The sequence below is a fragment of the Enterobacter sp. JMULE2 genome (assembly GCF_013337145.1).
Lineage (GTDB): Bacteria > Pseudomonadota > Gammaproteobacteria > Enterobacterales > Enterobacteriaceae > Enterobacter > Enterobacter mori.
Map to the genome: position 1 here is coordinate 863,049 of NZ_SGWD01000010.1, position 16,627 is coordinate 879,675.

Here is a 16,627-nt window from a genome sequence, read left to right on the forward strand (position 1 = left end):
GATTAATGTCCGAATGGTGAAGGGCCATTAATGAGCTGAAGCAGACTTAATGATATCGGGAAAAAAACAATATCAGCAGAGAGTGCTAACGGGGTAACGACAATATTGGTCGCCAGATTTACGGGGTGAAAATCGGTTCCAGACTCTAGCGAATAAAACTGAATGCTGTACGTTCTACCCAAAGATTCAGTCTTATCAAAAGTATAATTAAGGCTCGCTTTGGGAATAATTACTCCCGTGATATATACATCCCGGGCATACCGGACACCGTTGCTCCGGAAGCCTGCATGCTGAACAGTATTTAACTCTTCTGTTGAAAGCATCCTGGAGGATTTATTGACGTCGACAGGTAGTGCATCGCTGAACTGAAGCACGCTGTCGCTGCCTGACGGTTTGTTTATCCGAAACTTAAGGGTGTTCTCTTCCCGACCTGATATCAGAGGAATTTTGCTTGCAAGTTTATTCAGGAACAAAAGTTCATCTGCCCCCTGGGTCAGAATGTATATATTTTTTTCACCGACAAAGGCAACACCTTCAGAGGGAACTTTAATAGTCGTTTTTTTGCTTCCCTGAACAGCAGAAAGAGCAAGGTTTTTATACTGAAAAACACCGGTTACACTATCCTTAATCTGAATATGCCTTTCTGTTTTTGGCTCGGCGACCTTATTCCCTCCCCACAGTAGTGCAGTACAACCTGAAAGCAAGAACATCACACCTAAACAAGTAAATATTCTAAGACGTTTCATTTTTTAATTTCCCTTGATTCTGATTTTTTTCCTGAAGGTATGACTCATTATCATCCGCAAAGCACGGCGGCACGGGCTGGATCGACGGCAATCAGCCCGGCAAGTAACTGGTCCATTAACGGTGTAAGGCGGGCCTTATCAGCCTCACTGCGACTGGCTTTCAGCCGCAGGAGTTTCAGATGACGGGCCTGTACCTCAAACAACAGCTCAGGCTCCAAGTTCGTAAGGGTGAGCTCACCGGCCCGCTCGCCCAGTTCCGCAAACAGATGCACCGCCAGGTCATTTTTACCGTACTGCTCCGCGATACGCCCCATCAGCAGGCGCAGCAGCCACTGCTGCCGTACGGTGGTGTTGCCGGGACGGGTCTGCAACCAGCCCAGTGCCGCATCCGGGCCTTCACTGTCGGCCAGTGCCACCGCTTCCGGCTCCAGCGCCAGAATGTCATCTTTACCGGCAGTTACCGAAGCTGATGGCGTGTCGTTGTCCCAACCGCCGACCGTATCCAGCACGCTCTGCTGGATCCAGTCCAGCGTCACGTCATCCGCAAATGGCGTGCCGTCACTGAAGGCCAGTGTTTCGAGCCCGGACAGACGGGTCAGCAGCCCTTTCAGGTCAGCCGTGATAATACCGGCCAGCGTGTCCTGACCGGATTTCGTCAGCGCCTGATGGATATACCACTGCAAATCCAGCCACAGGTGATTGGCACCACGGGAAAACGTGCTGTCCGCCGTTTCCAGCATTTCAGCCCAGTTCTGCTGCAGGTACAGGCGTTTGAGCAGTGCCCGCTGGTCTGCCCGTGGCGGCTCAATGCGTGTACGCCCCTGCGCATCCGGGGCCGGAATAGCCCGCAGAGTGTCGTGACGCAGGCTTTTCATCAGATGATGCGCTGACAGCCAGCCATCCGGCTGCTCGCGCAGGTATTCGGTGAGGGTGCGGGCCTGGGCCAGCAAATCCTGGCCGGAGGTGATCCGCCCGATTGCCGGGGCGTCGCTGTGGCTGGTCATGGCAAGTGTGTCGCTGGTATCGGCGTTCTGCGGTACCACCGCATCCACGCCCCCCGCTTTCTGCAGACGGCTTTCCAGCGCACCGTACAGCGCGTTAAGTTCCGGACGGGTTTCATCCGGCTCATTTTCGGTCAGTTGTGCTATCAGCAGCAGCGCCCCTGTGGTACGCATCGCATCGTTCCTGACCACTTCCGGGTACAGGGAGAGAGAATCCGTCATACGCGAACACGCCAGCCATTCCAGCGCCGCCTTACGACTGCGGTCACGCTGCGGGTGCAGCTGTGGTCCAAAGCGCTCCAGCAGACCGGCCAGCAGTTCAAGTCCTTCATCCAGTCCCTGCTCGCCTTCGCGGTGCAGCTTCGCCCAGCAGTAGTACGTCGCGACGCGAATGTCTTTCGCGGTGGTGGTCAGCAGTTTCTCCGCCAGCCGGCAGATGAGTTCGGTATCCGCGCCGGAGAGTTTGTTGACCTCTTCGCGCATTTGCTGGAAGTCATCGTCATAGCCCGGGTCTTCGCCAGCGGGCGATGAAACGGACAGCGGCTGCAGCCAGTTGTCCCACTGCGCCACGCGCTCACGGGTTGCCGCAAGCAGAGGTGCCTGCTCAGTCTGGCAGGCGCTGATTAAGGCATTTAGCGTGTTCATCAATATACGTCCTCTGTATCATTACCTGCACTGGCAACCTGGTCTGGCGATGTTGCACCGGTGGTGCTGAAGATGGTTTCCGGCAGACGGAAATTACGCAGTTTCAGCAGCGCCAGCGGTCCCTCGCCCGCCTCGGTACGAAGGGTGTAATTGAGCGTACGTCCGTCCTGCGCTTTCCAGCTCAGACTGTAACTGCTGTCCACGCCCGGGTAAGCACTGACCACAGCTTTATCAAGCAGACGTATCCAGCCCCAGGCGCCAGGGATATCGGCGTACTGACGGGTTCCTGCCTGCGTGCTTATCCAGCTCAGGTTCGCACCGGGTGCTTCGGTATCCGCAGGCCAGGCGAAGCGCTTCCATGCCGGCAACTGGTTCACATAAATCAGCTTCTGGCTGTCGATAACCATATCCGTCTGCATCACGCCACCAGCGGTACCCGGGCGCAGTTCAAAGTTCATCCCGGCATTGCCTTCTGTAAAGGCGACATCCGAGATATGGCTCAGGGTGTTAATGGCATTGAGGAATGCCGGGTTAAAGGCCAGCCCCTGCGAGTTGATGCAGTCCGGCACCCAGTGGTTGCCCTCTTTGTGCAGCACACCTTTGAGGCGGGTCTGCAGGAACTGGGCAATACGCCCGGAATCTGCATTGAGGTATTTAGCCAGCAGCGGCAGGGAGACATCACTGCTGGAATTATTAAACGGCCAGCGTCCACCGAAGGCACTGTTCCACTCAGCCACCACCGCCTGTCGCCACTGGGCATTGAGGCTGTCGGCCGCCGGAGTCAGTACCTGCTGCCAGGCCTGCTCCATCGGCTGAACAAACACGGTACGGCCAAAACCGCTCCACTCCTGTCCCAGACCTGCTGCAATCAGACTACCGTAGTCACGAGTTTCGGTCAGGTCCACGGCTTTGCCCTGGAATACAGTCTGGGCAATAGTCTGGGTCATTGCCTGCGGGTCGGCAGCATTGGTCACCTGCTGCAGGCGCAGACGCACCTGCGTCACCCGGGTCAGGTAGGATTGCAGGCTCAGTTCCTGTGCACCCGTGCGATTTTTTTCCATCAGCGCCAGCACCGGACCAAAGGTCGCATCCAGCGGACCGTGAACGCCGGCACTCTGGTCAATGACATCCTGACTATCACCGCCCAGCAAATTTTTCGCTGATTTCACCAGCGAATCCGAAATGGCTTCACCGGTCTGCCCGGTGCGCCCCTGCACATTCAGGGTGTTCATCAGCGCCACCAGTGGTGACTGACGCACATCGGCCATCAGGGTCAGCTGGTCAATGGAGTCTGACAGCGTGACGGCCTGATTCCAGTGCAGGCTATTGAGGAACTCAAGCCATGCCCCGCCGAAGTCGGCAAAGTAACGCTCCGTCAGGCGCTTTTTCAGCGCTTCCGGAGAGGTTTGATCCTGTTTATTCACCTGCCGCTTGCTGTCAGTCAGTACCCAGTCAAGCTCGTCCCGGCGCGCCTTCACCACCTTTTCGATGGCGGGCTGTACCGCCTGCTCCCAGGCCTGGCGGGTAAACATCCCCGGCACGATTTCGGTGGTTCTGAACAGGCGGGCGGCGTCAGTATCGCCGGTCATGTCTTCAAGGCGCATATCGACATACAGGTGCGCCACCTGAGAGAGCATTTTCTGGTACAGGGTCGATTCGCTGTTACGTACCCCCATCAGGCGAACCAGCAGGGAACGCGCCTGGCTGACCATGTTTTCATCGGCTCGCAGTTTCCACTCAGGATGTGTGACCAGTTGTGCGCCATAGAACGACAGCAGCGACGGGGCCATACCCTGCCAGATGCCATTTTTTACACCGTCACGCATTGGCCAGTCATTCAGCAATGCAGAGCTGAACCAGGCCGTGTCCATATGTTCCGGACGCGCCAGCATCAGGTAGAGCCTGAGTTGGTCATATGTGGTTCTGGCCATCTGCTCACGCAGCGGGCTGCCCGGTGGCAACGCATTAAAGGCACTCAGTTGTCCCTGCAGATGGTCAGCGGCGGCATCCCGCAACAGCGGCAGCGCGCTGTCCTGGTAACGCGGCCAGAGTGCCGCCAGCAGCGCATTGTTCTGGCTCAGCCCGGCCTGCTCGTACCATGGCACACCGTGCTCAGCGCGGTACTGCAGGCGAGCCAGCGTTTTTTGCAGTTCAGACAGCGCATGCAGGCGCTGAGCCAGGGGCTGATTCTGCCGGGCGGCAAGTGCGGCCTGGGCATTCGCACCGGCAATCTGGCTGCGGTTGGTGACATACGCAAGCCCCATCCACGCAGCCCAGCCCACCATCGACAAAGCGACAACCGACGCAAACACTTTGCGCCATGGAATACCCGGTTTGCGTGGACGCAGTCCGGCAGGAAGTGTCCGGACCGACTCAGGCAAAACATCCCAGCGTTTATCCATGCCCCAGTGGTGTGTCACGGCACGTTCAGCGCCGGCAGAAGGCTGACTGAACACCACACCGGCCAGTGGCAGCGGGCGGTACGGATTGAGCATCACCGCCAGCGGTGCGGTCACGCTTTCCGGCTCACGAATGAGCTGGTCGGCAAGCGTCAGCAGGAAGTTATGTTTCACTTCACCGCAGGTCTGCTGAAGACCCTGTGAAGTCAAATCTGGCGTCAGGGCGGACAGTTGCTCTGCCAGCCCTTCGGGGCGGCAGCCGGCAGGTAACAGACAACCGATAGCCTGAGTAATGCGCCCTTCCGGTATACCGGCGCGCGGATGCAGGGACCAGACAAAGAGAGGAAGTTTCCAGCCAAGCGCTTCCATCCGATCGCTGATGGCGTGGGACAGGGAATCCATGGTGCTTTCAGACGGTACCGGCAACGGCTGTCCCAGCCCTGGTGCTGAGAGCTGGTCAAAAGCCGAGGTGACCCACACCAGCCCGTCCACCGGGCGACTGCGCAGTTTGCGCAGCGCTGTAAGCCAGGCACTGTCTGCTGGCGTATTGAGATCACCGCCCCACAGCAAAAGTGTGCCGCGGTCTTCCTGCCAGAGCGGGCCTGTCAGGCCAGGGGTCAGCAGTTCTACCTCAGAGACGGTGCCAGTGATCAGCAGGATGCGTGTTTTACGGGCCCAGCGACGACCGTAGAGGTTACGCATGGCGTCACGGATTGTATCAACGGTGACATTGCGTGGTGCTGTCTGCTTGACACGATCTTCATCGGCCGGCAGGACACTTTTACGCGTCCCCTGAAAACGCGACCACTGTTGTTTAATCGCGAGACTCATGATTTTGCCATGGCGGACAAGCAAAAGAAGGATTATAGCTGCCACAGATCCCAGCAACTTTAGTCCATTGCTTGTCAGTCCGAACGCATCACCCTTTTTCCAGATGACCAATCCTATCGCAACAGCAATTAGTGTGGTAATGCTGAGGCGCCCCCAGTTACCACGCCACACTGAACTATCCTTCGCCATTCATCAGATTCCCTGTAGTTACGGTATTTACAAATCGCTGCTCTTTGTCACCCGAAAGCATCAGGCAATCTTCTTTTGTGAGCAGAGCTATATCACTGACGACGGCGGCCATAATCCACGGTGAGAAGGGACCACTTAGTCCGGCATATTTTTCCAGCCAGTGGCACTGCTGAGGTTTCCAGCTGCCTTCATATTGTTTTGCACTGGTCAGAAGAGCGGAAAAATCATCGCCCCACTCCATGCTGTCACCCACAATTGCACGCGCAGCAATAGCCTGTGACTGGGTCGAGAAAAAGGTATCGAGCTCTTTACTCAGCATTTGGGTTGATTCAATCGACATAGGCCGAAGCAGGCGAGCGTGATGCTTTAGCTGATACTTCGTTGCTACATCATCAGAGGTCAACATTAAAGCCGAGAGCGAATCACTGTACTCATTCCCTCCCTGAGTCTGGTGAACCAACAAAAGCTCAACATCCAGAATCGGGGCTTTAAGGCGTTCGCCCACCCAATCGAAGACCCGGCCTTTAAGAATCGTCAGTAACGGTACGGGATAGGCCATTCCAACTAACTGGAGCCAGCATGCTGTAAATTCTCTCTGCAATGTCTCATCAGGATCGTGTGAATCAGTCAGTAAGGTTGCGTGGAAAGGGAGGTCTGATAAGCGCTGTAATTCTGATATGTCCAGGCCCCCAATCAATGCTGAAAAAGTATCTTCGCCAGCAGGTAACGTTATTCTCCGAGAAAGAGAGCTACTCTGCTCGAGATCTTTGGGAGCCAGCAGAAATGTTGATGGTGTCAATTCATCAGGCAGAATAACCCGGCTATACAGAACCGCCAGATAACGCCCGGCCCAGGAAACCCATTGCTGCTGTGCATAGTCTGCCTCATCGGATTCAAACTGGTGACGATCCATTGCGTGGTTATACATCCAGCCGCGAATACAAATCGTCACGAACCAGATAAAAAGAGGGCTTCCGGCAACAATCCAGAGGTTAAATTTTTGCAATTCACCCAGAAACTGATTGGCGTGGAGTACAAAGAGCAACACTCCAGCAATAACAGCAACAAGGCCTGCAATCAGCCAGATGACCAGTGAAGGCTCATCAGGTTCTGCATCAATTGTGGCTTTCTGACGCTCCCAGCTCATAACTTATCCTACTGAACAATCCGGCGCACTGGAGATAACATGGCAGCCACATTCACATTTGCAGCCATCCACAACAACAGGCTTCCCATCTGAGATCCATTCCGGTGATCCTTCGATAATGGCATTAATACCATGACCTACAACAGGGCAATTAATTTCATCCCCAACAAGAGCCACTTTATTTCCGTTAACAGTCATGGTTGAAGATGCAGATATAACCTCACCGCCGTGAGTAGTTTTATCTCCTAGCAATACAAATCCTTTGGACATATGAGCTCCCAACAAAGTAAAATTTGTTTTCACTGATTAATTTTCGACACAGCGGAAACCGTACCCAGGACCTTCAGTTTCAGGCTTATTGCTTCCTCGCGTGATATCATACAGACCAAACATTGAGCCTAAGTAACCTCTTACTACTTTTTCAGTCCCATTAGCTGGCCCCTGAGGATCCCTTTCAGGTGAATGCTGGTAATAATCCTCAGCATACCAGTCATTAACCCAATCATGACCATTACCCATCATATCGAAGAGGCCTAGAGAATTCGGGGCAAAACTACCTACAGGGGCGAAATCAAAAGTGAAATTCTGTTTTTCATCAGGCCAGCTCACATTGTAATAATTATCTCCGTTTGCAAATTGGTTAAATTTACCTCCACTTCGCGCGGCATATTCCCATTGTGCCTCAGTAGGCAGGGTTATTTTTTTATTAGATATAGTCCCTATCCATTGGCAAAAATCAGATGCGTCTTTCCAATTTGCAACAGCTGGAAAATCGTCTCCTGTTGTTTTTTTGAACCGTTCACTCCTATCCTTTTCGGTAGCCCACAAGTAGTACTTGCTTTTACCCCTGCCCGCAAGTTCTAACCATTCATTAAATTCTCGCCAAGTAATACGCTTTGTTGACATCTTGAAATCTGAAAGCTCAACCCAGTGCAATGGTTTATTGTTCTGTTCAGGGCTAAATGGCAATTTTTCTCCTACCAAAGGACCAAAATCCCCCATCTGAAAGCGCCCACCTTTAACCACGACCATTGAATTAACAATATTGTTAGCAAATTTATGGTTATTCGCATCGCTTTTTGCATTATCGCACCCAGCAAGGGTGAATGCTGACAAGGATACAAGTGTCAGTACTTTATATTTTTTCATTACATTCATAACTCTTGCCCACCAACGATTACTCTAGTGCAACTTTGCATGAGCACTGGAGAAATTTCTTTTAATTTATGCATTTCACCCCCCTTAATTTCCTCTGTATCTGGTAAGCTGCCCCAAATATCCATAAGGTTTTTGGCATAATGGCTTGGAAGTATCTTTATTTCGGATGCATTAGGCACGATACGTGAAGAACCATAAACGCGCTCCTGTTCCCCCAGAGCAAGAAAATCTGCAACTCTCTGCTGGTTTGCTTGCCACGAGCCAACAGCTTTAAAATCCCTGGATAGATGCTGCATTACATTTTCGTACTCACGTTTGGATTGAACCCAACGCAAGCACAACAAAACGGCACGTTTTCTGGCGCTAAACATAACTAAGCCTTCACAGTCTGTCTGTGCATTCGAAGCCGGGCTGGCAAATTCATCCCAGAAATTATGTTCTATCAGGGATGCTATCGCCCCCCCTTTACTTTCAGGTGGGGAATATTTCAAGCAATCACCATTGGAGTTTATAATTCCCTGCATTAAGGCAACCCTCTTCTCTTTATCACCCCAATCATTTTCTAACTTCATTAATAGAAGTCCTGTTTCATTCTCCAGGTTATTCAATAAAGCATCACCACCATACATCGTCATTAATAAAGGTAATGCGCAAAATGCATAAAAATCACCTTTACGAATTACATTCTCAGAAAGTTTTATGTAGTCAGCATTCCGAAGCATATAGGTCAGGCATGGCATGAAATCGGTAATTATCGCCACACCATCAATATCAAAAGCAACACTTCCTTTTCCCCCTCCTCCCCAACACATTCCGCCTCTCGCCAGAACCTTGACTCTTCCATTTTCGTAACTGAACCGGAAAGAACCACTCCAACCCACTCCCATTTGAGCAGTAGCCCCCAATGCCACTTTTGCCAGTTGCGTATATTTTAAATCTTTTTTGTCAGGGTTAAGCCATTTAATAGCACCTGAAAGGTTCGCTGAGGCCTGGGCTCCGGCAAAGACGGTTAATTCTCCCGTGACTTCTGGATCCTCAACAACTTTGCTTATATCTATTTTTCGCTCTCCGGGAGCACCTGTATTGTCTGAAGACCCGGGAACTCCTTTTGCCCAGTTAATTTTCATCGATACGCCGAGTTCAACACCTAAACTTGCACCAACACTACCGGCCAAAGCCAGTTCAAAGTCAAAACGCAGCGTACCCAAATTACCGGTTCCCCCACCCATTTCTGGCTTCAGCGGGTAGGTCATCGTAATACCATGTATGTCAGGAAGCGACAGGGTTAATTTGCTTTTAGACTCAGCGAGAGCAAGACTTGCATAGGCACTTGCTTTTCCGCTGGCGACAGCTTCTTTTATAAATTTTTTACCCTGATTACGAAAATCCACTTCAAATGGGTTAAGTTCCTCTGTCAGGCCCGCACCATAAGTCCAGCGCATAAGCTGTGACTGAGAATCAAAGCCAAATCTATCCCCCTGGTATGGAGAATGTTTAAGGCTGTCATTCATATCTCTGGCCCACTGACCAAGAATGCCTGTATGCTGTTCTAATAATTCCTGTTCAACCTTCAACATTTTTGGCTTTATCTTACTTATCTGGGATTTAAGTTTATCATAATCAATCTTTTCCCGTGTTTTTGTGTTGCCTTCACTATCAGTATATGACTCAGAGACAACAAAGCTTTTATTTCCAGACTTTTTATCTCCATCCTCAAGCGGATAACGTCGCCATTTGCTGTCAATTTGATCTGAGCGGGCATAGATATAACGAATGCCTTTCATATTTCCGCGAACTTCAATTAACTCCATTAGCCCGACAGCACTTTTGCTGCTGTTGTCAAGAAGAGTGGCCTTCGGAAGTTCTTCTGTCGCTGAAAGCGTCGCCAATTTTACTTTCAGTTTCTTATTAAGATCATCAAGTCTCTGGGCTTCTTGTTGTATCTGAGTTTGGAGAGTCGGCTTTTCCCCAACCTGTCCCCAGTTTAATTTTGTGCACTGAGTTGTTAGATCATCTATGCGCATTTGCGTATCAACCTGATCACCTAACAATCTATTTAGCTCATTGCTTTCCTGCTCCAGCTTATCACCGTCAACAGCAAGAAATGTTCCACTATCAGCATGAAATATAATCGGGTGCCAGTAGCATGATTGGCTTTGATGCCATTCGCTTGCATCCCTGTTTTACCACTACCATGAACGGTTTCTGTCGTATTACTCATGGAGGCAACTCCTGTTAAATTTGTTCTGATATATTCGGGCTAATTATCCGAGTTCAACTTTTATCTTGTCTGATAATGCTGTGAATATTTCAGCGGTTTTGCCCTCAGAATCTGTTACCCCTGAATATACAACACCCTTACCAGTCGTAATCCGATAGCGAGTGTTTGGTGTGATCTGCCCAGTTTTATCATCGTGCGCCACGAAATACTCACTATACCCACCAGGAAAATCAGGTACGGAGGATGTAGCGCTGGCTGCACTCATTTTCTGCGCATTGGCGCATTTCCACAGGATATTACCTTCGCAGCCCAGAATAATATTCTTACCCTGCAACTGGATGAACGACCCATCCAGATTTTTCAGCACAACATCTTTCGCCGCCGTGATCTCAATTCGCCCTTCTGTACTGGTTACGGTCACATCCTTTTTGGCTATTGCATCAAGCGCATCATCCTGAGCCTGAATTTCTACTTTTCCCTTAGCCGCAAAGAGTTTCATTCCGGCCTTACGGGCCAACATACTCACGGCTTCACCTGCTGCTACGGTAAATCGTTTAAGTGCGCTAATGTCTGTATTCTGTTGCGACATGATCCCAACGCTGGCACTACCCGATGCCATACGAACCGCCTGCGGGCTGGTGATGCTGACTCCTTCAGGCGCATTTAGCACCATTCCTGGCTGGGCAAGGTCTATAAGAGCATCAGTCAACTTCACCTGGCTCTGTATATCAGCAGGAAGTGCTTGTGCCGTTTCAGCAGCATCAGATAAACTTCTGACAATACTCAGTGCATTCTCAAGCTGGGCTATCGCCTCCTGCATGGAAAGCATCTTGTCCCCGGCAAACGGCTGTTTATCTGCTGTGATAAATACACCAGCTCCGCCGCGAACGGCCACCCATTTATCAGTACGTAACTCCGCACCTTCCCCTCTAAGTACCCTGTCAGCATCCACATTGTGACCCAAATTAAGCTGCGTCTTACCGCCGTACTCTGTACTGAGCTTAACGTGTTCTTCTCCCCGCTTATCTTCCATCCGCAGCTTGTTCAGGCCAGCTGTTCGAATGACATTGCGCGTGCTGTTGACTTCCGTGACGTGGTCAACATGACGGGAATCGTGAAGGGCATGTGCAATATACGGACGATCCGGATCGCCCTCATGGAACGCAATGGCGACTTCAGTACCCTGTATCAGCGGGAAGTGGAAGCCGTACTTGTCGCCACCGTAAGGTTTGGCAAAACGCACCGGCATACTTTCCTGGCCCTGACGCTTATCATCGCGGTCAGCATCAAACTTCACCCGGTACATGCCCGATGCATCCTGCCAGGCGTAGATATCGTTATCTTTGGCGCTGGTCACGCGCGCCATCAGGGTACCGCTGACGACAGGGCGTTTTTTTGCGGCAGGGCGCCAGCAACGGTTCTCGTAGTACGGCATCGCTACCCATGCCACTTTTAGGGCATTCTTACGGCTGGCGTAGTAGCCAGTGCGAATAATAACAACACCGTTCTCCGTTTCACGGGGCAGTGTTGGTGGGATAGCCGTCTCGGTAATAGTCAGTACCTGCGCCGGGCCGAGGGTGTGGTCGGTGCTGCTGCCGGCCACCGTGGTTTGGGTAGACAGGAAGCGTTCATGCTCCAGACGCGCCCAGAAGTTACCGGTTTCCGCTGCTGGGGTAATTTTGTCGCCCCGCTCAAGATGGCGCGGACGATGGTGGTACACCTCACCATAGGTGATACCATCACCGTCGCCCCGGGTCATGTCTGCCGGAACAGACGTCAGTATGTTCTGTGCTTCGCGGTGGTTATAGTCGCTAGCCGTAACCGAACGTTCCACCACGTTATGCCAGACGTGCACATCCCACACCGAGTCCGCCGCATTGTCATTCGCACCGGAAGGACTGTTCAGTGGCAACTTTTTGCCAAATGTCCATGCACTCTGCTTGTCTGCGAAATGCACGACTTCGGTCTGGGTGTCGGGCTGCAGGGTGAAGAAGTAGAAAATCCCCACTTCGGCCAACAGACGCTCAATGAACGCGAGGTCGTTTTCCTTGTACTGGTTAATCTGTTCACGCTTCGGATAGTCGGTTTTGAGGGTGAACTCATACTCCCAGCCTTTCAGGCCATGCTCCTGTAATACTTCGGCGACGACTCCCGGTACCGATTTGTTGACGAAAAAGCGATGGGTGCGGAACTGATTCCTCAGTTGGGCCAGGAACGGCTCCAACACAATACAGTACTGTGCTTCATCAGCTGAACCACCCGTTCGCTCGAAGTGAGTCACCACCCCGTGAACCACCTTACGCTCCGTCAGGGAGAGCAGTTTGCCCGCGCCCATGGTCATGGTTGCCGGCTTTCTCAACATCTGGCGGGAATCAATGTTCTTGTCGGCGCTAGTGAAGTTGATGGTGTACCTGTACAGTACACTCATCGCCTCTGAGCCGCTGAAACTTTCCACGTCAATATTTGACGTACACGACGGAATATCCAGTTGGTAACGGTTTAGCGGGGTTTGGATTAAACTGCCCAGTGTATCTGTCAGGCTCACGATCTTTACTCCGTGTAATATTTCAGCATCCTGAATGACCAGTGATGGAAAGAGAGACAACGATATAAGGTTTAAATTATTTTATTTAGTTATCCCACCATATAGCCACGTTGCCTTTATGCTTGTTGGTGGAACGTTTCAAATACCTTTCTGATTGATTGTCAGGAGATGAATAAATCGTAGGGTTATTCATCATAAATGTATCTATAAGCGAAACGATATATATGATAACCTACAAAAAATTCTGCTATCGAAAACGCACCCCAAATATATCTAGAGTCGCCTGAAGATAAGAAAAAAAACCAAATAGAAAATGTAATACCAGAGACACCCAGCCCCATCCCCGCCCCGCGAATTAGGCGGGAAAGGATTACTAAAAAAATCACTTTGATTTTCATAAGCCTCCAAAAAAGTACTCGCACACCTTATCAAATTCGGCAGGGTTTCTGTCTCCGGCCTCACAAGCTGTTTCGAAAGGCTTAACGATATCTTCAACAACAAAATAAAGAAGATCCAGGTCACCAAGGCGTTGGAGTTTATTGTGCAAAATAGGATTTCTGTCTTCGAGGTCTCTTGATATATAAATTGCTCTGGATGTTTCAGCACCAATAGATAACAATAAACCAGCCAAACTTCCAGCAAAAAAGGCTGATACACCTCTGGATACTATTGCTTCGCCTAACTTCATACCCGTTAATTCAGTAAACGCCATTTTCCCCATGAACGAACCGGAAACATTTTTCACGATAGAAGATATTTTTTCGACGTGAATGCGTGAAATAAAATCTTCGAGAGAGGTCTTAATGACTTGCTCAATAACCTGATGATTAAATACGCCCTTTTTAACTAATCGCGCCAGCCTGAATTTATCATCCAGATTATCCCTACTATGCTCAGTATCAATGAAATCATACCCCAGATAGGCAAGACTGACTGGAAACGAAATAAAACCTTTTCCTATTGCACCCCAAAAACCAGAGCCATCGATATTAATAGCCACAAGCATATCACTGGCAATCTTTTTTGCGCTGTCCATAATTGTCACCCTTTAGATAAGCTTGTTAATCAAACTCCAGCCCTATGCCCTCTTCCTCGCTCCATCCCAGAGTCAGGGAAGCTGATTTCTGTTTCGCGGCCATGTGGGTCAGCAGTTGCTGACTCAGCACCGGCAGAATTTGTTGATTGAGCAGGCTGTCAACGTTGCGCGCGCCGGTATCCGGCAGCAGGCAGGCGGCGGTGAGCGCGTCGTACAGACTTTCTTCAATATCCGTTTTCATCCCGTAGTGCCGCGCCAGACGCTGACTCACCTGGTTCAGCTTCATTCCCACAATGGTACGCATCGCATCCCGGGTAAGCGGGCGGTAAATCACCGTCTGGAAACGGGCGAGTAAGGCTGGCTGGAAGTGGTCACGCAGCACCGGGCGCAGCAGTTCGTGCAGGTCCGGCTCTGTCGCCTCCGACTGTTCATCCAGCATCTGCATGATAAGGTCGCTGCCGAGGTTCGAGGTCATCAGAATCACCGTGTTGCGGAAGTCAATTTCCCGCCCCTCGCCGTCGCGCATAAAACCGCGATCAAACACCTGATAGAACAGGTTCATCACGTCCCGGTGCGCCTTTTCCACTTCATCGAGCAGCACCACGCTGTACGGACGCTTGCGCACGGCTTCAGTCAGAATACCGCCCTGACCGTAACCCACGTAACCCGGCGGGGAACCCTTGAGCTGGGAGACCGTATGCGGCTCCTGGTATTCAGAGAGGTTGATGGTAATCAGGGATTTCTCGCCGCCGAAAAACTCATCAGCAAGCGCCAGCGCCGTTTCAGTCTTGCCGGTGCCGCTCGGACCGGTCAGCAGGAACACGCCCTGCGGCCCGGCGGGAACACGCCCTGCGGACCGTTCTCCGGCGCAAGCCCGGTTTTACTGGCGCGCAGGCGCTGCGCGATGGCATTCAGCGCCGCATCCTGGCCCACCACGCGTTTACCGAGACTGGTTTCCAGGCTCAGCAGCTCCGTCTGCTCGTCCTTCATTAATGACGAGAGCGGCACACCGGTCCAGTCGGCAATCACCGTGGCGACGGTGTGCACGTCCACGTCCAGCCCCAGCAGCGGGTTATTCTGCTGCACGGCGGCAAGCTCTGTCTGCAGGCCGGCAATCTCCGCCTGACGGGAGATGTCCGCGCGGCAGGCGAGCAGGGCTTCCGTGAGTTTCAGCTCCTGGCCGTACTGCGTTTCCAGTGCGTCGAGTTCCACGATGATGTGGACTTCGTCCTGCTCAATGGCCGCCAGACGTTCACTGTGGGTGATGTTGCCCACCGCAATATCTTCCATCAGCGCCTGTTTTTCCATCGCCAGGGCCGTGAGCTGCGCCTTCATCCGGGTCAGCGGCTCCGGCACGGTGTCAAGACTCATGCGCACGCGGGCGGAAGCCGTGTCCAGCAGGTCCACCGCCTTGTCCGGCAACTGGCGACCTGTCAGGTAACGTCTGGACAGGGTGACCGCCGCCCTGACCGCCTCATCGGTAATGTGTACACCGTGGTGCTGCGCGTAGCGGGATTTCAGCCCCCGCAGCATCAGGCAGGCGGTGTCGTCGTCCGGCTCATCCACCTTCACCATCTGGAAGCGCCGCTCCAGTGCGGCGTCGCGCTCGAAGTACTGTTTGTATTCGCTCCAGGTCGTCGCGGCGATGGTTCTGAGTTCGCCACGCGCGAGCGCGGGTTTCAGCAGGTTGGCCGCATCGGCGCCGCCCGCCTGGTTGCCTGCGCCGATAATAGTGTGTGCCTCGTCAATAAACAGCAGCACCGGTAGCGGCGACTGCTGCACTGCCTCAATGATGTTTTTCAGGCGCTGTTCAAATTCGCCCTTCACGCCCGCGCCCGCCTGCAGCAGGCCAAGGTCAAGGGTGCGTACCGAGACCGGCTTCAGCGCATCCGGGACGTTGCCCTCCGCGATGCGCAGCGCCAGACCTTCCACCAGGGCGGTTTTACCCACGCCCGGCTCCCCCACCAGAATCGGGTTGTTCTTGCGGCGCCGCGAGAGAATATCCACCATCTGGCGGATTTCATTATCACGACCAAACACCGGGTCGATTTTACCCTCGCGGGCACGGGCGGTGACATCGAGGGTGAATTTATCCAGGGCGTTCTGCAGGGCCGGATTCAGTTCCCCCTCTTTCACTCCGGCATCAACCGGGCGGCCGACAAACGTCACCTCGCCGTCCTGCGCCAGCTCTTCTTCCTGCTGCACCTCCGGACACTCGTCCGACTGTGCATCCAGCAACCCGCGCAGACGCTCCAGCTGGCTCTGCCCCAGCGTCAGCAGCGGCCACAGGCCGTCGCAGCGCACCCGCGACGGTTTCTCCGCCAGGGCCATCAGCAGATGAATGCTGCGGATGTGTTCTTCCCCGGCAAGCGAGGCGCAGAGCCAGGCGTCCTGCATCAGGCTCTGAATACCGTCGGAGAGCTGCGGACGGCTGCGCACTGAACGGGGCAGCGTGCCGAGAAATGCCAGCAAATCCTGCCAGATGGCGTCCATATCCCATTCGTAACGCCGTGCCAGCACTGTCAGGTCGCCCTCGCCCTGCTCCAGCAGCTTCAGCAGCCAGTGCTCGGGCAGGATTTCGGCGTGGGCGCGGGTCTGGCACAGGGAAGCCGCGCCCTCCATGGCACGGGCGCAGTAAGGGTTCAAACGACGTAACAGGACGGCGGGATTTTCCATGAGACTCTCTCTTTATCAGTTCCGGGCACGCTA

General features: G+C 52.7%; 11 protein-coding genes and 1 pseudogene. All 12 read right to left on the reverse strand.

Going from position 1 to position 16,627, the window contains the following annotated elements; translation table 11 throughout:
• Positions 1–2: 2 nt before the first annotated feature.
• The 12 genes and pseudogenes from EXW94_RS04990 to tssH all read right to left on the reverse strand — a co-directional run bounded on the left by EXW94_RS04990 (position 3) and on the right by tssH (position 16,594).
• A complete protein-coding gene (locus EXW94_RS04990; protein WP_174339643.1) occupies positions 3–746 on the reverse strand; it encodes a hypothetical protein in 744 nt (247 codons plus the stop codon).
• 50 nt (positions 747–796) lie between these two features.
• Positions 797–2,392, reverse strand: coding sequence for a type VI secretion system protein TssA (gene tssA, locus EXW94_RS04995; protein ID WP_174339644.1), 1,596 nt, complete (start codon positions 2,390–2,392; stop codon positions 797–799).
• Positions 2,392–5,811, reverse strand: a complete 3,420-nt coding sequence (locus EXW94_RS05000) for an ImcF-related family protein (RefSeq protein WP_174339645.1) — start codon at positions 5,809–5,811, stop codon at positions 2,392–2,394. The genes tssA and EXW94_RS05000 overlap by 1 nt, the downstream gene beginning before the upstream one ends.
• On the reverse strand, positions 5,798–6,958 hold the full coding sequence (locus EXW94_RS05005) for a hypothetical protein (RefSeq protein WP_174339646.1): 1,161 nt from the start codon (positions 6,956–6,958) through the stop codon (positions 5,798–5,800). The genes EXW94_RS05000 and EXW94_RS05005 overlap by 14 nt, the downstream gene beginning before the upstream one ends.
• Before the next feature lie 3 nt (positions 6,959–6,961).
• A complete protein-coding gene (locus EXW94_RS05010; RefSeq protein WP_174339647.1) occupies positions 6,962–7,228 on the reverse strand; it encodes a PAAR domain-containing protein in 267 nt (88 codons plus the stop codon).
• Between the two features lie 36 nt (positions 7,229–7,264).
• Entirely contained in the window at positions 7,265–8,116 is an 852-nt protein-coding gene (locus EXW94_RS05015) for an SUMF1/EgtB/PvdO family nonheme iron enzyme (protein WP_254797802.1), read from the reverse strand.
• Entirely contained in the window at positions 8,113–10,140 is a 2,028-nt protein-coding gene (locus EXW94_RS05020; RefSeq protein ID WP_254797803.1) for a hypothetical protein, read from the reverse strand. Before EXW94_RS05020 ends, EXW94_RS05015 begins: the two co-directional genes overlap by 4 nt.
• Before the next feature lie 32 nt (positions 10,141–10,172).
• Positions 10,173–10,337: a hypothetical protein gene (locus EXW94_RS28170; protein ID WP_254797804.1), complete on the reverse strand. Its 165-nt coding sequence runs from the start codon at positions 10,335–10,337 to the stop codon at positions 10,173–10,175.
• A gap of 43 nt (positions 10,338–10,380) precedes the next feature.
• Entirely contained in the window at positions 10,381–12,882 is a 2,502-nt protein-coding gene (locus EXW94_RS05025; protein ID WP_174339648.1) for a type VI secretion system Vgr family protein, read from the reverse strand.
• A gap of 185 nt (positions 12,883–13,067) precedes the next feature.
• Positions 13,068–13,280: a hypothetical protein gene (locus EXW94_RS05030; RefSeq protein WP_174339649.1), complete on the reverse strand. Its 213-nt coding sequence runs from the start codon at positions 13,278–13,280 to the stop codon at positions 13,068–13,070.
• Positions 13,277–13,918, reverse strand: coding sequence for a hypothetical protein (locus EXW94_RS05035; protein WP_174339650.1), 642 nt, complete (start codon positions 13,916–13,918; stop codon positions 13,277–13,279). The genes EXW94_RS05030 and EXW94_RS05035 overlap by 4 nt, the downstream gene beginning before the upstream one ends.
• A 25-nt stretch (positions 13,919–13,943) precedes the next feature.
• Positions 13,944–16,594 (reverse strand): annotated as a pseudogene (gene tssH / locus EXW94_RS05040) (type VI secretion system ATPase TssH).
• Between the last annotated feature and the right edge of the window lie 33 nt (positions 16,595–16,627).